General features: G+C 69.1%; 19 protein-coding genes and 2 pseudogenes. 9 read left to right on the plus strand and 12 right to left on the minus strand.

Annotated features, from left to right (window positions below; genetic code table 11):
* Positions 1-3 precede the first annotated feature (3 nt).
* The 3 genes from AC069H_RS05325 to AC069H_RS05335 all read left to right on the plus strand — a co-directional run bounded on the left by AC069H_RS05325 (position 4) and on the right by AC069H_RS05335 (position 3,091).
* Positions 4-966: an NAD(P)-dependent alcohol dehydrogenase gene (locus tag AC069H_RS05325; protein ID WP_478231445.1), complete on the plus strand. Its 963-nt coding sequence runs from the start codon at positions 4-6 to the stop codon at positions 964-966.
* An 83-nt stretch (positions 967-1,049) separates the two neighbouring features.
* Complete coding sequence (locus AC069H_RS05330; protein ID WP_478231446.1) at positions 1,050-2,585, plus strand: alkaline phosphatase D family protein; 1,536 nt, start codon at positions 1,050-1,052, stop codon at positions 2,583-2,585.
* Positions 2,586-2,749: 164 nt separating this feature from the next.
* Positions 2,750-3,091, plus strand: coding sequence for a hypothetical protein (locus AC069H_RS05335; protein WP_478225570.1), 342 nt, complete (start codon positions 2,750-2,752; stop codon positions 3,089-3,091).
* A 37-nt stretch (positions 3,092-3,128) separates the two neighbouring features.
* On the opposite strand, the gene AC069H_RS05340 is transcribed toward AC069H_RS05335, so the two are convergent.
* Together AC069H_RS05340 and AC069H_RS05345 are read right to left on the minus strand one after the other, a co-directional pair.
* Positions 3,129-3,992, minus strand: a complete 864-nt coding sequence (locus AC069H_RS05340) for an alpha/beta fold hydrolase (protein ID WP_478225571.1) — start codon at positions 3,990-3,992, stop codon at positions 3,129-3,131.
* A 28-nt stretch (positions 3,993-4,020) separates the two neighbouring features.
* Positions 4,021-4,845, minus strand: coding sequence for a GAF and ANTAR domain-containing protein (locus tag AC069H_RS05345; RefSeq protein ID WP_478225572.1), 825 nt, complete (start codon positions 4,843-4,845; stop codon positions 4,021-4,023).
* Positions 4,846-5,192: 347 nt separating this feature from the next.
* Between AC069H_RS05345 and AC069H_RS05350 the strand changes: the two genes are divergently transcribed.
* A complete protein-coding gene (locus tag AC069H_RS05350) occupies positions 5,193-6,629 on the plus strand; it encodes a PP2C family protein-serine/threonine phosphatase (RefSeq protein ID WP_478231447.1) in 1,437 nt (478 codons plus the stop codon).
* A 6-nt stretch (positions 6,630-6,635) separates the two neighbouring features.
* Here AC069H_RS05350 and AC069H_RS05355 read toward each other — a convergent pair whose 3' ends face one another.
* The 6 genes from AC069H_RS05355 to AC069H_RS05380 form a co-directional block, all read right to left on the minus strand.
* Complete coding sequence (locus AC069H_RS05355) at positions 6,636-7,190, minus strand: cysteine hydrolase family protein (protein ID WP_478231448.1); 555 nt, start codon at positions 7,188-7,190, stop codon at positions 6,636-6,638.
* A gap of 67 nt (positions 7,191-7,257) precedes the next feature.
* A complete protein-coding gene (locus AC069H_RS05360) occupies positions 7,258-8,085 on the minus strand; it encodes a poly(ethylene terephthalate) hydrolase family protein (protein ID WP_478231449.1) in 828 nt (275 codons plus the stop codon).
* Positions 8,086-8,221: 136 nt separating this feature from the next.
* A complete protein-coding gene (locus AC069H_RS05365) occupies positions 8,222-8,773 on the minus strand; it encodes a hypothetical protein (protein WP_478231450.1) in 552 nt (183 codons plus the stop codon).
* Between the two features lie 262 nt (positions 8,774-9,035).
* Entirely contained in the window at positions 9,036-10,217 is a 1,182-nt protein-coding gene (locus AC069H_RS05370; RefSeq protein WP_478231451.1) for a cysteine desulfurase-like protein, read from the minus strand.
* 79 nt (positions 10,218-10,296) lie between these two features.
* On the minus strand, positions 10,297-12,282 hold the full coding sequence (locus AC069H_RS05375; protein ID WP_478231452.1) for a peptidase S8/S53 subtilisin kexin sedolisin: 1,986 nt from the start codon (positions 12,280-12,282) through the stop codon (positions 10,297-10,299).
* 127 nt (positions 12,283-12,409) lie between these two features.
* Positions 12,410-13,213 carry a sulfite exporter TauE/SafE family protein gene (locus tag AC069H_RS05380; RefSeq protein WP_478231453.1) on the minus strand — a complete coding sequence of 268 codons (804 nt, stop codon included), beginning with the start codon at positions 13,211-13,213 and terminating at the stop codon, positions 12,410-12,412.
* Positions 13,214-13,304: 91 nt separating this feature from the next.
* Here AC069H_RS05380 and AC069H_RS05385 point away from each other — a divergent pair, with 91 nt between their 5' ends.
* From AC069H_RS05385 to AC069H_RS05395, 3 genes and pseudogenes are all read left to right on the plus strand, one after another.
* A complete protein-coding gene (locus AC069H_RS05385; RefSeq protein WP_478231454.1) occupies positions 13,305-14,078 on the plus strand; it encodes an AraC family transcriptional regulator in 774 nt (257 codons plus the stop codon).
* Positions 14,079-14,094: 16 nt separating this feature from the next.
* A pseudogene (locus AC069H_RS05390) lies at positions 14,095-14,448 on the plus strand (SDR family NAD(P)-dependent oxidoreductase); the annotation flags it as partial.
* 64 nt (positions 14,449-14,512) lie between these two features.
* Entirely contained in the window at positions 14,513-14,650 is a 138-nt protein-coding gene (locus AC069H_RS05395; protein WP_478231455.1) for an SDR family NAD(P)-dependent oxidoreductase, read from the plus strand.
* Between the two features lie 116 nt (positions 14,651-14,766).
* Here the strand turns inward: AC069H_RS05395 and AC069H_RS05400 are convergent, their stop codons facing one another.
* Both AC069H_RS05400 and AC069H_RS05405 read right to left on the minus strand, forming a co-directional pair.
* On the minus strand, positions 14,767-15,582 hold the full coding sequence (locus AC069H_RS05400) for a DUF1206 domain-containing protein (protein ID WP_478231456.1): 816 nt from the start codon (positions 15,580-15,582) through the stop codon (positions 14,767-14,769).
* 104 nt (positions 15,583-15,686) lie between these two features.
* Positions 15,687-16,109, minus strand: coding sequence for a hypothetical protein (locus tag AC069H_RS05405; protein ID WP_478231458.1), 423 nt, complete (start codon positions 16,107-16,109; stop codon positions 15,687-15,689).
* A 129-nt stretch (positions 16,110-16,238) separates the two neighbouring features.
* On the opposite strand from AC069H_RS05405, the pseudogene AC069H_RS05410 reads away from it, so the two are divergent.
* Positions 16,239-16,804 (plus strand): annotated as a pseudogene (locus AC069H_RS05410) (dihydrofolate reductase family protein).
* Here AC069H_RS05410 and AC069H_RS05415 read toward each other — a convergent pair.
* Positions 16,801-17,106, minus strand: a complete 306-nt coding sequence (locus tag AC069H_RS05415; RefSeq protein WP_478225854.1) for a hypothetical protein — start codon at positions 17,104-17,106, stop codon at positions 16,801-16,803. The pseudogene AC069H_RS05410 and the gene AC069H_RS05415 sit on opposite strands and share 4 nt — an antisense overlap.
* A 33-nt stretch (positions 17,107-17,139) precedes the next feature.
* Positions 17,140-18,246 carry a dual-specificity RNA methyltransferase RlmN gene (gene rlmN, locus AC069H_RS05420; protein ID WP_340687360.1) on the minus strand — a complete coding sequence of 369 codons (1,107 nt, stop codon included), beginning with the start codon at positions 18,244-18,246 and terminating at the stop codon, positions 17,140-17,142.
* Between the two features lie 219 nt (positions 18,247-18,465).
* Between rlmN and AC069H_RS05425 the strand changes: the two genes are divergently transcribed.
* Positions 18,466-18,600 (plus strand): hypothetical protein, encoded by a 135-nt coding sequence (locus tag AC069H_RS05425; protein WP_255632411.1) that lies wholly within the window; start codon positions 18,466-18,468, stop codon positions 18,598-18,600.
* The last annotated feature ends 77 nt before the right edge of the window (positions 18,601-18,677 follow it).

The raw sequence follows: 18,677 nt of genomic DNA on the forward strand, positions 1-18,677 counted from the left end.
GCCGTGAAGGCGATCACCCAGAACGAGTACGGCAACACTGACGTCCTGACACTGACCGACCTGCCCGAACCCGAAGCCGGACCGGACGGCGTGGTCGTGCGGATCCGGGCGGCGGCGGTCGATCCCGGAGTCTGGCACCTCATGGAGGGCACGCCGTACTTGGTGCGCTTGATGGGTTTCGGCGTACGGAGACCGAAGGCCCGCGTCCGCGGGCTGGACTTCGCCGGCGTAGTGCACGCCGTCGGCGACGGGGTGACCCGATTCCGGCCGGGCGACGAGGTTTTCGGCACCTGCCAAGGGTCCTTCGCCGAGTACGCACTGACCACGGTGGACAAGATCACCCGGAAGCCCGAGCGGCTCAGTTGTGAAGAAGCCGCGGCGGTCCCCATCTCCGCTTTCACCGCGCTCCAAGCCCTTCGGGACAAAGGCCGGGTCGCGCCCCGGCAGAAGGTCCTGGTCATCGGTGCCGGCGGTGGCGTGGGCACCTTCGCGGTGCAGATCGCCAAGGCGTTCGGTGCCGAGGTGGACGGCGTGTGCGGAACGGGCAAGGTCGACCTCGTCCGCTCACTCGGCGCGAACCGCGTTTTCGACTACACACGCGAGAACTTCGGCGGCGGCTACGACCTCATCCTCGACACCGCGGGCAACCGGCCGCTGTCCTCGCTGCGGAAGGCCCTTACCCCGCAAGGCACTCTCGTCCTCGTCGGCGGCGAGAGCGAGGGGAAGTGGATCGGCGCGGTAGGACGCAATGTGCAGGCGCTGCTCCTCGGGCCGTTCGTGAAGCAGAAGCTCCGTGGCCTGTTCTCCATGGAGGACCACGACGATCTCCAGACACTGCGGGCGCTCATCGAAGCGGAGAAACTGGCGCCGGTCATCGATCGGGCCTACTCGCTGGCCGAGGTGCCCGAAGCCATCCGGTACGTCCGCGAAGGACACGCACGCGGCAAGGTCGTCATCACCGTCTGATGTTCTCCCCCACGTCGGACTCCGGCCATCTTGGCAGTGTTCGGTGTCGGAGAGCGATCCGCCGAGTGCCGAGGAGACCACCGATGTCCGTCAACCGCCGCGACCTGTTGCGAGGCGCCGCCACCGCCGGTGTGCTGGGGCTGGCCTGGCCGTTGAGTTCGCGGATGACGGTCGCGCAGGCCGAGGAGGCCGCGGCGGCGCTGGGCGCGACCTGGGACGAAGCGCCGTTCACCCTGGGCGTCGCGTCCGGTGACCCGGTCCCGTACGGCGTCGCGCTCTGGACCAGGCTCGCCCCGAAACCGATGGAGTTCGAGCAGCCGCTGGACGACACCGTCGAGGTCGCCTGGGAGGTCGCCACCGACCGCGCGTTCCGCCGTCGCGTGGCACACGGGACGACGGCCGCCACCGCCGGGCTCGGGCACAGCGTGCACGTCCCGGTGTCCGGGCTGGAGCCGGGCTCTCAGTACTACTACCGGTTCCACGCGCTCGGCAAGGTCAGCCGGATCGGCCGCACCCGAACCGCGCCGGTCGGGCCGGTCCGGCGGGTGCGGTTCGCCTCGGCGAACTGCCAGGCGTTCCACGACGGGTTCTACGCGGCGCACGCCGGGATCGCGCGGGAGGACCTGGATTTCGTCGTCCACCTCGGTGACTACGTCTACGAGCACGGTCAGGTCGGCGGGAACCCTCTGCGCGATCACGAAGGACCCGAAGTGCTCACCCTGCCGGCGTACCGGCGGCGGCACGCGCTCTACAAATCCGATCCCTCGCTGCGGGACGCCCACGCCGCCCACCCCTGGTTCATCACCTGGGACGATCACGAGGTCGTCAACGACTACAGCGGCACGACCCCGTCTTTGCGGGCGCGGCGCTCGGCGGCGTACCAGGCCTGGTTCGAGCACATGCCGGTGCGCCCCGACCACCCCTCGTCACCGAGGATCCACCGGCAGCGCCGCTGGGGCGACCTCCTCGATCTGTCCATTTTGGACCTCAGGCAGTACCGGTCGGCGCAGAACCTGCCCGACGGCACGATCCTCGGCGCGGACCAGAAGGCATGGCTCAAGGACCAGGTGACCGGTGCGGGCGAGGCGTGGCACTGCTGGGTGAACTCGATCATGCTGAGCCAGCTCGCGAAGCCCGGCGGCGGCTACATGTTCACGGACCAATGGGACGGCTTCCTCGCCGAACGCAAGGAAGTGCTGACCCACGTGGCCCAGAGCGGTCTCGAAGACCTTGTGGTGATCACCGGCGACTGGCACTCCGCGTTCGTCGACGACATCCGCCCGGACTTCGCGGATCCGGCCACCCCGGTGATCGGCACGGAGTTCACCGCGCATTCGGTCACCTCCGGGGCCTACTCCCCCGAATGGAACGCCACGAACGGACCGAAGATGGGTGCGGCGAACCCGCACCTCAAGTACTTCGAGGGCGACCGGTACGGCTACGACGTCTACGAGGTCACCCCGCACCGCTGGAGCACGCACATGCGGGTGATCGGCGACCGGCGCGACCCGCGCTCCCCGGTCAGCACCCTGACGACGTTCCACGTCGACCGCGGCAGGCCCGGGTCGTACGAGGACAGGTCCACCATCACGTCTCCGGCGCAGTACCGGAGGCGCTAGGCCAAAAGGGGAGCCGGGAACTCAGAAGAGGGGCGAGCGACGCCCTTTCGGAGCAGCGTGGTTCACCGCACGCGTTCTCGTTTCACCTGCCCGATGAATTCACGACAATTCTTCCGTGCGGCTAATCTGGGCATTCCATTGGGAACGAGCCGCAGGAGAAAGCAATGAAGAAGAAAATCGCCGCTTTAGTCATGGCCGCCTTTTCGGCGGCCGGAATCCTGGCCGCTTCACCGGCCTCCGCGGCGACCGAGGGCAGGTTCCCACCCTACGGATGCGGCAGCGATCGCTATGGAATCCTCTTCGGCGAGGGTATTTCCCTGACCTGTTTCGGCCTGCCGGGACACTCGGAGACCTACCGGGTGGTCGCCCACTGCGCGTCCGGATCCTCCTATTGGTACACCGTCGGACATTGGGTTCCGGTCGGTTTCGGCCCGTCGACGGCGGAATGTCACGGCGCACTGCTTTCGAGCGCATACGTGGCCGGATATCACGTAGACGACTTCTAATATCCGAATGACTTGATGTCGATCTTGACGGCGCGGTTCAGCGTCCGCTCCCGGCAGGTCCCCACCGGCCCACTTCCGCGGTGAGCCACCGATGCAGGGAAAAGGCCAGTTCGACCGGCGCGTCGTACTGGATCAGATGCCCGGCCTCGGGAATGACGTCCAGTAGCGCATCGGGAATCGCGTCGGCGAGACGCTTCGCCCGGTCCACCGGGATCCACGTGTCGTCCGCACCCCAGATCACCTTCACCGGCAACGCCAGTTCCGGATAGCGGTCCTGGATCTCGTCGGTGTAGCGGACGTCCGCCTCGGCGATCTGCCGGTAGAAGGCACGTTGCCCGTCCGCGTCCAGCCAGGGCCCGGTGAGCGTGGCCAGCTGCGCGCCGGTGAGACCGCGATGGGAGGCCGTCCCGATGTAGGACTCCAGCGCTCCCCTGTGCACCGCCGGGGGCTGCGCCTGGAAGACCTCTGCGTTCTCCGCGACGAGCCGGAAGAACTCCGAACCCCACGGCCGCAGCGCGACGACGTCCACAAGGGCGAGCGAGGCGTACTCCGCGCCGTGCAGCAGCTTCGCGCGCAGAGATACGGCCCCGCCGTAGTCGTGGGCGATCACGTGCGGGGCCGTCAACCCCCAGTACTCGAGCAGGTCGGCGAAAAGCTCGCCCTGCGTCCCGAGATCGACGGCGTGGCCGGGGTCCTTCGACGAACGGCCGTACCCCGGCATGTCCCAGACGTGGACGGCGAACTCCGCGCTGAGCGCTCGCGCGAACGGCGCCCACAGTTGCGCCGACCACGGTGTCCCGTGGCACAGCACCACCGGGACGCCTTCGCCGAGGCGTTCCCACGCCACCGAACGGCCACGCCACTCGAACGTCCGCGACAACTCCAGCTCACCGAAACCCATGATCGCGATCGTAGTGGCGGCCACCGGCTCAGTCCGGCAGTTGCAGTTCCGTATGCCGTTTGGACAGCATCTCCGCCAGCTCCCGGAGTTTGACGTTCATGTTCTGCGACGTGTGCCGCAGCACCTCGAACGCCTCCGCGGCGTCGATCCCGCGCCGCGCCATCAGGATGCCCTTGGCCTGCCCGATCGCGTCGCGGCTGTCCAGCGCCTGCTGGAGCTGCTCCTCCTGGAGCTGACCGCGCGTGACCGCGTGGGTCGTCGCCAAGGCCAGCGACGCGTGCGTCGCCAGAAGCAGCAACACGTCACGGTCGGCCTTGGCGATGCCGTGCGGACTGCGCGAATAGACGTTCAGCGCGCCGGAAGGCTGCGAACTCGACGCTTCGGGCAGGAGGGCCGTCGAGACCAGCGAGTGGAACCCGAGCGCCGCGGCGGCGGGACCGAAACGCGGCCATCGGGCGTCTTCCGCGAGATTGTCGCTGAACGCCGCCGCCGGCCCCGAAACCCGCGCCGCTTCGACGCACGCACCCTCGCCGTACTGATACTGCAGCTGATCCAGCTCGCCGGCGATCTCGTCGGTCCGCACCGGCGTGTGGAACCCTCCGTCGGGATCGAGGAGGGTGACGCTGACCAGATCCGCGCCCGGCACCAGGTCTCGCGTCGCGAAGACCACCCGTTCGAGGACCGCCGCTATCGAACCGGAATCCAGCAACGCCCTGGTCAGGGCTACGAACTGGGTGACAAGTGGCCCGGCGATGAGCCGGACGCCGCTTTCGGAGATCACCGGCAGGTCGCCGTCGCCGACATCCTCGACGAATCGGTTCTTATCCTGCTGCCAGTCGAATTCATCGGCCAAAGCCCGCCTCTCCCACTTCTGCACATCGGCGTGATGCACCACGGGAGTCACCGGCGGGAACCGGCGCCGAGCGCGCACCATCAACCGCCGCAACCAACCCGGTTACCGGCGGATCGGCGCTAACTTCTCAACGCTCAGAACCGCTTTCGGAAGCCGACTTTAGCCGAATGCGATCACCCGGCCTACCGCGCCCCACGTTCGGCCCGTCCCGGATCGCCTCCTCCGGCCACACCGGCGATGACGGGTTCGGCCACCTGGCGTAATTCCGCACCGGCCCGCCGGGTCCGGCTCATGTTTCACCTCGGGCCGTGGTGGTACCCGGGCCGGTGTCGCCGAGAACCCCGGGGGTGATCACTGTGTCCTCGTTCCAGGCCGCGGAGCAGCGCCGGATCATCGCCGATTGCTTCACGCACACAGGGCTGACTTTGGAACAACTGTGGCTGAGGTACTTCGCACTGGGCGGCGATGTCAGCGAAGTCGACTTGGAGGCCTACCTGCGGGGAGTGCTCCCCTTGCCCAGAATCCAGCGGGACATGGTGGCCCACGCGGTCAACGAGCGACTCGACGAGCTCTCCGGCGCGCGACGGGCACCGTACAGCCGCGACGTCGGGGAGGACAGCCGCCCCCGCGGTCTCCTGGCCGCGCTGGTGGGACTTCTCGATGGCGCCCAGCGGGTCTCACCCGAGCGGCTGCCCGAGATCGTCACCGCCGCGGGCCTGGCGCTGGACCTGGAGCTGACGGTCTATCTCGCCGACTATGAGCAGCGGCTGCTCTTCCCCCTGCCCGGCGAGCGGGCGCCCGGCCGAATGCCGCTGCCCATCGAGGCCAGCACCGCCGGCCGGGCCTACCGGAACGCCGGCACCACGCTGACCGAGGAGCCGAGCGGACCGCGGTTGTGGGCCATCCTGCTGGACGGCGACGAGCGGATGGGCGTGCTCGAGATCGAAGCCACCACGGACGCGGACCTGCACGACCCCACCCTGCGCACCCAGTGCCAGTGGCTCGCCTCGCTGTCCGGCCACCTCATCGCCGCCGCGATGCGCTACGGCGACGGCCTCGACATGACCCGGCGTCGAAGACGGCGCGGCCCCACCGCCGAGCTGCTTTGGCAGAACCTGCCCCCGTCGACGGCGGCGACGGGCGACTTCGTGGTGGCGGGCGGCGTCGAACCGGCTTACGACGTTCGCGGAGTGAGCTTCGACTACGCCCTTTCCGAAACGACGGCGTGGCTGGCGATCTTCGACGCGGGCCGGGACACCGTGTCCTCGGGCCTGGTGGTGTCGGCGGCGCTCGCCGCCTACCGATCCGCTCGCCGCGAGGGCCAGGATCTACGTGGTCAGGAGCGCTCTGTCGACAAAGCGCTTTCGACGCAGTTCGGTGACGGCACCACGGTCCGCGGCACGCTGGCCGAAGTGGACCTCACCCATGGAACCCTGCGCCATCTCGAAGCGGGCGGGGAACCACCGCTCGTACTCGGCACCGGGTACGAACCGACCACAGTGGACAGTGAACGGCGGCCACCGTTCGGCGACGGAGGCCCCGGGCGCATCACGACCGCCCACCTCCGGGCCGGAGATCTCCTTGTCCTGCACACCGAAGGCCTCGCGGGAACACGCGTCGCCGACGGCGGACGGTTCGCGCTCGCCGACAGCCTGGCCGCCGTCGCCGAGCATGTACCGCCGGAAATCGTCCGTCGTGTGCTCGCGGCGGCGAACTCCCACTGCCGCAGCGGTTTCGCGGGCGACGCCGGTCTGCTGGTCGCTCGCTGGCCGGGCACGCGGTGAAGCGGCTCAGCCGCGGAAATCGACGTCTTCGGTCTTGACCGTCCCTCCCTTCCGGCCCGGCGCGACCTGGTGCCGCCAGTACAGATTCGTGTGCGCGATGACCTGTTCCGGCTTGGGCGCACCCCACTCCGATTTGTCGAAGGTCGTGTGCGCGTCACCGACCAGCGTCGCGTCGTACCCGCGGACCAGCGCGCCGTGCAGTGTCGAACGGATGCAGGCGTCGGTCTCCGCCCCTGCGACCACGAGCCGCCCGACACCGCGCTCGGCGAGCACCTGCTCCAGATCGGTGTCCTCGAACGAGTCCCCGTAGGACTTTTCGACGAGAGGCTCGGAGTCTTCGCGGTCCAGTTCGCCGACGATGCGCCACTCTTCGCTGCCTCGCACGAGTCCGTCGTCGGAATGCTGCACCCACACGACCGGCACGCTTTCCCGGCGCGCCCTGCCGACGAGAGCGCCGATGTTCGCGACCACGGAGTCACGCTCGTGGGCTCCGTCGACGACGCCGTTCTGGACGTCGACGACGAGGAGCGCGGTGTTCGGCCGGTTGGCGAGTGTGGTCATCGCGGATGTCCCTCCAGGTCAGACTGCTGGGCAGACCTTAACCCCGGGCACCGACAAGATCCGGCGGTCAAGCTCCGGGAACGGCCAGCGCCTTCGCGTTGCGCCGGACGTCGGACCACGCCCGGTCGCTGCACAATCCGCAGGAAGCGCCGAAGAATTCCGCGCGTGCCCGCTCGTCGCCGGAAAGCCAGAACCGGAACCACGCCGTGATCACGCCGCGGAACCCGCCTCCGTCCCCGACTGGCGTGAAATGGGTCGCTCCCCCGAGTTCGCCGTAGACCGCGGGGACCTGGTCCGCGAGGCGGTAGCGCGGGATGACCAGCAGCCCGGGAACGACGATGGTGTCGAACTGCCCACCCAGGAAGAACGCAGGCCCCTTCAGCGCCGCGGCCGAGCCCTGCGGTCCCGGTTCGATCGGGATCGTCGTGGTGACACGGGAGTCCGCGCCGGCGGCGATCGCCCCGCCGCCGCCCTGGGAGTGGCCGGTGGCGCCGATGTGCGCCGTGTCGATCTTCCCGTGGTACGGACTGCCGGGACGGGGGTTCTCGGCGATCAACGTCGTGGCCCCGGCCGGCATCTCCTGGCCGGAACCCGCGTTCGGCGTGTCGGCCGCCGCGACCACGAAACCGTGGGAAGCCAGATGCCGCGACAGGCCGTCGTAGATCTTCGGGTTCGCGCCGGTCCCGTTGCCCCACAGGATCACCAGGTGCTTCTCCAGCCGCGAAGGCCGGTACACGGTGTGGGCGCCGTCGAGGGCTTCGACGGTCACCGCGTACGGCCCCGGTTCACTCCACCGGCTCGCGATGCCGGACTCGGCCGTCGCGGCGGGCGTGATACCCACGGTCGCGAGCGCGACCATCCCGGCGATCAGTATCCGTGCGCGAAGTTTCCCCATCGTGGCCACCGTCCCGTTCCGTCCGGGCCCCGTTGCCCGCGATGCTCCTCCCAGCGTGTCGGCACGGTCACCGTACGTCCATGGGGCCGATCACAAGATCGGGCGAAGGAGTCCTGTGATCGACCCCAAACCGGCGTCAGCCGATGAGCTGCCAGAGGTAACTGGGGCTCTTGACCGGCGCGACGGCGTTCTTCTTCCAGAGGTACTTGACCTTGCACGGCGGGACGATCCGGTACTTCTGCACGGTGAACGAGCGCGCTTCCTTGTACTGCTGCAACCGCAACGTCTTCCCCGCGGGCACCGTCGCGGCATACGACCACGAGTCGGACTTCGAGTAGCTCGCGCCGACGCTCACCGCCAGCGAAACACTCGCCTTGGCGAAGATGACGCCCGCCTCGGCACTGGTCGTACCGGTGATGGACGCGTTGACCGAGGAGGTCGTGGTCTTGTTGTAGGTGATCGTCCCCGGCCCGCGCAGGTAGTCGCTGCGCAGGTTCGTCTTCATCCAGGCCTTGGCGCCGTTCGAGATCTTGTAGTCGGGCGGATCGTTGACCTCGGGGCAAGGCTGGATCGCGAGCGACTGGGCTCCGGCACCGAGTGCGGCGGGCGCCACGCACAGCGCGCAACCGAGAAGGACAGAAGCGGCCACCGACCGGAAACGCACCGCGAACCTCCCGTTGTCGATCATGATCGAACGGTAATACGGCTCCGGCGGCGGCGCGGAAATCCAACCTGTTCGAGTTAAGCGTCTTGGGTGCGTCGCGGGCCCGGTCCGTGAGGGCCTCACGGCGATGTGCGTGAAGGCCCCCTTCACGCGTTCCCAAGTACATGAAGGACTCCTTCCTTCGCGGCGGCTGGGGTTTCGCGTGTCTGGACGGACGACACACGTGATGGGATGGACAGGCACGCGAAACCGGGCATTCGGCACGCCGAACTGTCCACTGTGGCCGTCACCCGAACGCCGAAAGCCCGTCCAGCAGCCTGTCGACGTCCTCCGTGCTGGTGTACGGTGCCAGCCCGACGCGGAGCGCGGGGTCCTCGAGCTTCAGGGCCGCGAAGACTTCGTAGGCGTAGAAGGACCCCGCCGGCGCGACGACATTCCTCTCGGCGAGAGACTTTTGCGCCTCGCGCTCGCGCCCGCCGAGACTCATCAGGACGGTCGGCGTCCGGTCGGCGGCCTTGCCGTGGACGGTGACGGCGTCGCCCAATCCCTTCTCCAGCCTGGTGTGCAGCAGGCTTTCGTGCTCGTGCAACGAGTTCATCGAGTTCGTCAGCCGGTCGCGTCGCGATCCGGCCGGCCCCGGGTCGAGTGCGGCGAGGAAGTCCACGGCCGCCGTCGCGCCCGCGAGGATTTCGTAGGGCAGCGTTCCGAATTCGAACCGTTCGGGCACGGTGTCGGGCGACGGCATGAGCTTGTCCGGCTCGACGGTTTCGAGGAGGGACGGCGACGCGCCGAGCACCCCGCAGTGCGGGCCGAGGAACTTGTACGGCGAGCAGACGAAGAAATCCGCTCCCAGCGCGGGAACGTCCACCAGGTCGTGGGCGGCGTAGTGCACTCCGTCCACGAACACCAGCGCCCCGGCGTCGTGGGCGAGATCGGCGATCCGGCGGATCGGCGGTTTCGTGCCGAGGACGTTCGAAGCCGCCGTGACCGCGACCAGTTTCGTCCTTTCGGTGAGGACCAGGGAATCGAGGTCCAGTTCGGTGGTCAGAGGATCGATGTCGAGCCAGCGGACGGTCATCCCGGCTCGCTCCGCGGCCTGCACCCACGGCCGGACGTTGGCGTCGTGATCGAGCCTGCTGACGACGATCTCGTCGCCCTCACACCAGCTTTTGGCCAGGTGCCGGGAAAAGTCGTACGTCAGCTGGGTGGCGCTGCGGCCGTGGACGACACCTTCGGCGGGCACACCGAGGAAGTCGGCGTAGGCGGCTCGGAACGCGGCGACGGAGTTCTCCGCGTTGAGTTCGGACGGACAGACCTCGCCCCGGTTCGACAGTGGCCCGGTGAGTGTCCGGGCGATGGCGTCGGCGACGGGCCGGGGTGTCTGGGTACCCGCTGGTCCGTCGAAGAAGGCGGTTCCGTCGGCGAGGGAAGGGAAATGGAGCCGGAGGGCGGCGACGTCGATGGCCATGCCCTCGACTCTGACATTCGGCGAGGACCGAGTAAACGCTTCGTGGCCGGAACTTTCTCCGACCACGAAGCGCCAGGACTCAGTACAGCTTCAACCGGTACGCGCCGGACTGCGCGGTGCCGGCGAACAGATACCGGCCATCCGCGCTGATCGCCAGGGAGAGCACCCTGGGATCGGGCAGCGCGCCGGGCACGGGCGCCCAGGTGCGGCCGAAGTCCGTGCTGCGCAGCACGCCTCCCCCGGTCGAATCACTCGCGAACCACACCCGGAAGTCGAACGGATGCGGCAGGATCCGGCTGATCTCACGGGGGTCTTCGCCGTCGCGAACCCGGCGGAACGTCCGGCCGCCGTCGTCGCTCAGGTGGATGCCCGCGCCGCCGATGAGCACGCGACCGCCACCCCACCGGCTGACCGAGATCGAACTGACCGGTTCGCTCGTGACATGGGTCCAGGTCTTGCCGCCGTCGTCCGAGCGGGACAGACCGCCGGAGTCCCCGCCCCAGACGCGGTTCGGGTTCCACGGATCACCGGCGAACGTGAGGAAGCCGCTGTCGGTCGCGAGCTTTTCCCAGGTCTTGCCCGCGTCGTCGCTGCGGTAGAGCACGTAGCCGCCGGGTGCGAAGGCCGATACGAGGAGCCGGTCCGGGTCGGCGGGGTGGGCGAAGATCGCCCTGGGGAGTCCTTCCTTCGCCTTCGCCGCGAACTGCCAGGTCCGCCCGCCGTCACCGCTGCGCAGCACGTCGAGCGAGAACCCGTTCCTGGTCACCTGCCAGACGACGTCCGGGCGGCTCGGCGAGACGGACAGGCTCGCGTCCTCGTGCAGCCGGTCGGTGGGGTGGGACTGCCAGACCCGGTCCGTCGCGGAGACCTTGCCGCGCGGGAGCGGGGTGTTGTAGATCTCCTGCACACCGGCCGCGACGACGCTCTCCCGCAGGAGGTTCCCGGTGGTCACGAGGTCGCGAATGGTCTCCCCGGGCACGCCGATCTGCTGGTATCCGCTCTTGCCGCCGTCGGCGTACACGCCGCGGTACAGCGAGGAGATCAGCGTGGTGGCGGGTTTGCCCGGCACGGCGGGAAGATCGATCATGTCGCTGACACCCTCGCCGGGAGCGGGCGCCGGTTTGCGGGTCCAGGTACGGCCGAAGTCCGTGCTGGCGTCTATGTCGTTATACGTCGAGACGTACAGGCGTCCGCCGACGAAACGCGGTTCGCGCAGGGTCTGCCCACCGGGCTCGCGGCGCAGCACCGTCCAGGTCTTGCCGCCGTCGGCGGAACCGTGAAGTTCGGGGCCGACCGTGACCACGAGCCGCTCGCCGTCCGCGGCGACCTGATTGACCTCGCCGTTGGTCCGGTAGACGAGTTCCGCCCGCCGTTCCTTGCCGCTGACCCCGCGGACCACCCAGAGCGCGTATTCGGGGTAGACCGTCGTGAAGTAGGCGTCGTCGCCGACCATCGTGAGCTTGAGCGCGCCGACCGGCGAGGCGATCCCCTCGCGCGGCCAGGTCCTCGGCACGTCGTTCCAGTGCTCGCCGCCGTCGATGCTGACGCTCAGCGAGTCGAGGTTCTGCACCACGACGACCCGGCCCGTCGGGTCCGTGGCCATCCCGAACGCGCCGTCGGGGTACCACTCGCGCAGGGTCTCCCAGCTCTGACCACGGTCGGTGGTCCGCAGCAGCATCCCGTGCCACTCGCCGGGCATCCCGCCGGGCGAGTTGCCCACCGCGAGCATCCGGTCCGGGTTCACCGGATCGGCGAAGATTCCCTGGATGGCGGTGTCCGCCGGCAGCCCCCTGCGCACGGTCCACGAGGCGCCGCGGTCGCCGGAGAGCCACAGGGCGGGCGGGCTGGGCACCATCATCGCGAGCCCGGCGGGCGAAACCGCCAGCAGCCCGCCGACGCTGTTCGGGCCGACCGGGTCCCAGGCGCCGTGCGGCAGCCCGGTCGCGTTGGCCTCGGCGGGCGGAAGCTGGGGTTCGGCGGTGGCCACCGACGTCGCCCCGGTGGTCCCGAGAGCCGTCAGCAGTCCGAGAACGAACATGCGTTTGGTGATCGATCTCAGTTTCATGCGGGAGATCTTGGCGCAAGTTCCCGAAAAGAGATAGAGGATTCGTCGGATCTTTGCCTGGCGATAACCCCTTGCCAGCTTGTCGTAGCCTTGTCAAGGGTTGATATCCGCCAAACTCATCCGATCACTACCGCACGACGATCGCGACCAGCGCGGTGACGAGCAGGGCGAGGTACGCGATGGCGTGGGCGCGATCCGGGATCCGGCCGACCACCCGGCGCGTCACGGCGATGGTCGGCAGCGATCCGCACAGCAGCGCGCCCGCGGCCACCAGATCGATGTAACCGAGGTGGGCGGCGCCCGGAACCATGCCCGTCGCCGCGAAGGCGTAGACGGCCGTGCCGATCACCGCCACCGGCAGGCTCAGCGGGTTCGCCAGCGCGGCCGCGTCGGCCATCGGCAGGCCCTTGCGCCGCATGAGCGGGACGGTGAGGACACTGCCCCCGACCCCGAGGAAGCTCGCCACGGCACCGATCCCGGTCCCGCCCGCGGTGGTGGTGATCCCGCCGAGCGCACGCGGCCGGCTGTCGTCCCGCCTGCTCACGAATCCCTTCCGGACCACGCTGTCGGCGATGGTCAGCGCGAGGTAGGCGACGAAGAGCCAGCGCAGGACACTCTCGTCGGCCATGGTGGCCGCGAAGGACCCGAGCACGGCACCCAGGCCGATGAACGCGATGAGCGGCCACAGGTAGTCGCGGCGAAGCCGTCCTGTCCGCAGCTGCGCGAGGGTCGCGCTCCCGGCGTTGACCACCATCACCGCGGTCGACGTGGCCACCGCCACGTGCATCGCGCCCAGCGCGTGCTCCGGCTCGGCGAGCGCGAAGGCGTAGACGACGGGAACGGTGATGAATCCGCCGCCGAATCCGAAAAGGACGGTGGTGACCCCGCTCAGGCAGCCGAACCCGAGGAGCACCGAGATCTCGATCAGCACTCCTGCGACGGTAGGCGCCCGCGGCGCGGCGGGCATTCGAAAGAACGTCAATTTCTTTCGCGGACCGGACACCCAGCGTAGGCTCGGTGAGGTGCGTGACATCCCCATCGACGAGGTCGACCACCTCGACCGCGCGGTGGTGGCGATCCGCACCGATTACCCGCCGGAGCACCGGATCCTCCCGCATCGGCACCGGCGGGCGCAGTTCCTCTACAGCGCGACGGGATCGATGCGGGTCGAAACGGCCGACGGCACGTGGACCATCCCGACGCGGCGGGCGGTGCTCGTGCCGCCGGAGACCGTCCATCAGGTCTTCACCACGACCGTGAGCACCCGGAGCCTGTACATCGAGCCGAAGGCCGTGCCGTGGTTCCCGCGCCGCTGCCAGGTCGTCGAAGTCTCCGCGCTGCTCCGGGAACTCCTGAACGAGGCCGTCGGCGTGCCCGATCTGTACACCCCGCGTGGGCGGGACGCCGCGGTCATCGGCCTGACCCTGCACGAAATCCGCCGGGCCGCCCCGGTCCGGCTCGATCTCCCGCTGCCGAAGCACGACCGGCTGCGAACCCTCTGCGAGTCCTTTTTGGACGATCCGGACATCCACGATCCGGTCGCCGGCTGGGCCGCCCGGCTGCACGTGAGCGAGCGGACGCTGAACCGGCTCTTCACCACCGAAACCGGACTGAGTTTCGCCCGCTGGCGGCAGCGGGCCTGCGTCCTGCATTCCCTCTCGCTGCTGTCGGAGGGTCGTCCCATCGCCGGGATCGCCGCCTCACTCGGCTACGAGAGCCCCGCCGCGTTCTCCACGATGTTCACCCGGCTTCTCGGCACCTCTCCGAAGGACTATCGCGCAGCGTCGTCGCTCTGATCGCCGGTGTCTCAAGGTGAGACACGAGGTCCCCTCCCACGGTGCGTCGTCGCCCCTACCTTCCGTTCAAGCCCAGGCGAACAAGGGAGTCATCGTCGGAAAGGGGATCGCGCTCCGGCTCGCCGCGGACGGGCACGACGTCGCGGTCAACGACGTCGCCGCCAACGAAGCGGAACTCGAGGCGGTCGCCAAGGAGATCCGCGGAACGGGACGGCGCTCCGCGGCGATCACGGTGGACGTTTCGGATCCGGAGTCGGTCACCGCCATGGTCGCCGAAACCGCCGCCGCGCTGGGTTCCCTGGACGTCATGGTGGCGAACGCGGGGATCGCGCAGGTCCTGCCGCTGCTCGAAGTGACCCCGGAGGACTGGGACCGGATGATGGCCGTCAACGCGCGCGGCATGTTCCTCTGCTACCAGGCCGCGGGCCAAGCAGATGATCCATCAGGGGAACGGCGGCAAGATCACCGGCGCGGCCTCCATCGTCGCCCATCGGCCGTTCGCGTTGCTCGGCCACTATTCCGCGTCCAAATGGGCGGTGCGCGGGCTGACCCAGGCCGCCGCGATGGAATGAGCCCGCCACGGAATCACCGTCAACGCGTACTGCCCTGGCATCGTCGGGACGGCCAGGTGGGACCTCATCGACGAGAAACTGGCGGAATCGGAAGGGATCCGGAAGGGACCGCTTCATCAGCCACGCTGGGCCCGTGCCGCCCCGACGCAGTACACGCCGAAGGCCGCGACGCCGAGGGCCACCACGATGAGCAGTACCGTGCCGAACGGCTGAGCGGCCAAGGTCCGCAGGGCGGCGTCGAGCCCACCGGAGCGGGCCGGGTCGTGCGTCAGCGCCGCATAGCCGACGAGTACCGCGACCATACCGAACACGACACCCCTTGCCACATAACCGATCCTGCCGAGCCGCTCCACCCAACGCCGGGTCTTCGACGGGAGCCGCGAAAGGTCGAGATCCTGTTCGAAGGTCCGGCGTACGCCCTTCACCACCGAACCCACCGCGACGCCGAACACGATGACGGCCACCACGGTCACCAGGAACGGTCCGGCGGGCAACTCAAGCAGCCGCGCGGTGAACTCCTGCTGCTTCTGGTCGCCGCTGCCCTGCTGTCCCGCGCCCGCGGCGACCCTGGCCGCGTAGACGCCCAGGGAAACCCCGACCACGCAGCGCACTCCGGACGTCACCCGCTTGACGGTCCGGGTCCCGCGTTCGTCGATCCAGGTGTAGCCGACCGCGGCCAGCAACGCCTGCCACAGGCCGTAGGCCACCAGTCCCGCCGCCAGCACCCACAACAGCACACCGCCCATCGCGGTCGAGCCGACCTCCGCGATCGCGCCACGTCCGTCGGCCTCCTGGCCGCCACCGCCGACGGCGACGCGCACCGCCAGGTACCCGATGAGCAGGTACACCAGGCCGTAGCACCCCATCCCGATCCGTCCGAGCACCTGGACGGCCGTGTTGTGCCGCACCTGTCTCGCCTTGGTCGCGGACATCCGGTCCACCTCCTCGTGAGTCTTCATCGAGTGTCACGGCCGACGGCCATGACCGCCGCGCGACTGGTCCGTCCGGCCCAGCGGGGAAGGAGGTGGTGTGTCGCCTAAGCGAGGAGCCAGTCGCGCGTGTCGCGGTGCCTGCCGAGCCCGACGGCGTCGAACTCGTCGAAGTGGTCACCCTTGACCACGCCGAGCCGCCGAAGCGCTTGGGAAATCGGACTGCCCCCGGCCGGGGCGGCCTCGCCCTCGGCCAGGTGCAGCGGGCCGAGGACCCTCTCGCCGCCGTCCCACACCTGCGCGGATTGCGTCCCGGCGCCGCCGAAGTACTCGGCCTCGACGTACGCCACGGCGCCGTGCTCGGAGCACTCGGCGAGCGCTGTCCAGAATTCCCCGGCTTCGAGGAGCGCCTCGCTCAGCGGCATCAGTGACAGCTGGTGTCCGAGCGAGACGAACCGCGCGCCATCGACCGAATCGAGCAATTCACCACGTGCGGACTCGGTGACGAGGGCAGCTTGCAGGCAATACACGCCCACATCCTGTCACTCGTGGCCCAGTGGCGGATTTTTCCGGGCCGATGTCGATCGGCGCCGGGCCCTTTCGTAGCCAGGGTGAGGGACGAGGAGTGCCCTCCATGCGGAACTCACCGAAGGAGCACCATGACCGCGACCTGAACCTTCGACGTCTTTTCCAGCCTCGACGGCTACGGCTCCCACACCGGCGATTGGGGCGGCTACTGGGGCAAGCAGGGCCCCGAACTCCTCCGGCACCGCCTCGCCCTGTACTCCGAGGAACAGCGGATGGTCTTCGGCGCCACCACGTTCCGCGCGAACATGGAGATGCTGAACGCGGAGATCGTGGAGCGCGAGGCTCTGGACCCGTGGGTGTCCGGCTGAAGCACCTGCCCGCGACGGTGGTGTCGGCCACGCCGCGGGGGCCGCTCGACTGGCCGGACGCGACCGTCGTGAACGGAGACGCGGTCGACGTCGTCGCCCGGCTCAAGGAGGAGTCCGACGTGCCGCTGCGCTCGCACGGCAGCCTGGCGATGAACCGGGCGCTGATGGCCGCCGGCCTCGTGGATCGCGTCCAGGTGACGGTCTTCCCTGTGGTCACCGGAAAAGCGGAGCCACACCTTCGACGGCGCGTCCAGGAGCTCGTCTACCGGCCGCCCCGGCACGAATCGAGCCGACCATCCACAAAGGACGGTCGCGTCGAGCCTGCCTAGACGGTGCTCGACGCGACCGCCGGACGGCGGTGAGAACCGAGCCAGGGCGCCAGCAGGGCTTCGAGGTCGGCGTCCGACAACGCGTACGGCCCGCCGTGGAACTCGTGCCACCGCGAAGCGTCCCGCGCCGCCATGTACTCCACCTCGAACGCCCGCATCAGGACGTACATGAAGGTCACCGAGCTGAACCGGTCACCGAGCAGCGTCCTGGCCTCGCGCGCGACACCTGTCGCGCCGTGGCCGATCACGTCTGTGAGCTTCAGCTCCTCCGCAGCCGGGTCCAGCAGGCTGGGGGCATACATCACGACAAAATCTCCATCACTGAAAGGAAGAACTCAGTTCTCGGCGGCGAGCTGACCGCACGCCGCCGCGATCTCCTGACCACGCGTGTCACGGACCGTGCACGCCACTCCGCCCGCGTTCACCAGACGGACGAACTCCCGCTCCACCGGCTTCGGCGAGGCGTCCCACTTGCTGCCCGGCGTCGGGTTCAGCGGGATCACGTTCACGTGCACCAGCTGGCCAAGGTGCTGCCGAAGCCGCTTCGCCAGCAGCTCGGCACGCCAAGGCTGATCGTTGACGTCCCGGATCAGGGCGTACTCGATCGACACCCGGCGGCCGGAAGTGTCCGCGTAGTACCGGGCCGCGGACAGGACCTCGTCCACCGACCAGCGCTCGTTCACCGGCACCAGCGTGTCGCGCAGCTCGTCGTCCGGCGTGTGCAGCGAAACCGCCAGCCGCACCTGCATCTTCTCGTCCGCCAGCTTGCGGATCGCCGGCGCGAGACCCACCGTCGACACCGTCACCGAACGCTGACCGATACCGAGCCCGTCCGGCGAGGGATCCGTGATCCGCCGGACCGCCGCCACGACGCGCTTGTAGTTCGCCAGCGGCTCGCCCATGCCCATGAAGACGATGTTCGACAGACGGCCGGGGCCGCCGGGCATCGCTCCGTCGCGCATCACCGCGGCGGCCGCGCGAACCTGGTCGACGATCTCCGCGGTCGACAGGTTCCGGTCGAGACCGCCCTGACCGGTCGCGCAGAACGGGCAGGCCATGCCGCAGCCAGCCTGGCTCGAAATGCACAGGGTCGCCCGGTCCGGGTAGCGCATCAGCACGCTCTCCAGCAGCGTCCCGTCGTGCGCGCGCCACAGCGTCTTGCGCGTGGTGCCGTCGTCGCACGCGAGGGCCTTGATCTCGGTGAGCAGCGTCGGCATCAGATCGCCGACGAGCTTCTCCCGCGACGCCGCCGGGATGTCGGTCATCTCCTCGGGGTTCACCGTGAGCCGCGAGAAGTAATGGTTCGAAAGCTGCTTCGCGCGGAACGGCTTCTCCCCCAGCTCGGCGACGGCAGCGGCCCGCTCGGCGGCGGAGAGGTCGGCGAGGTGGCGCGGCGGGAGGCCGCGCTTGGGCGCGTCGAAGACAAGAGGGAGGGCAGTCATAGCTCACTCAGTGTCCCATGTCCACCTTTGACGCGCCTGAGCCGCCCCGGATCGCTGTTTCCCAGGTCACGTGAGCCGCACCCGGGCCGGACCGTGTGTTCTTCCCGCGGAGTCGTGCGGATCGCATTTCAGGAGACGTCGGGAGGTCACGTCCGGACCGAGACTTGGTCATGTCGCGCCACGGAGCGTGACGACCCCGAGTGAACTACAGGAGGAACCATGATCTCGACCTACGAGCGCCCCGCCGCCGTCGTAGTCCACAACCGTGCCGTGGTCCACAACCGCGCGGTCGTCCACAACCGTGCCGTCGTGCACAACCGCGCGGTCGTCCACAACCGTTCCGCCGCCAAGTAACCGGCCGACAAAGCCGCCCCCGCCGCCGCGGTCCCGCACCTGGTCCGCGGCGGCGAGGCGGGCGTCCTGGAAACGAT

This window comes from Amycolatopsis sp. NPDC043887 (assembly GCF_056435665.1).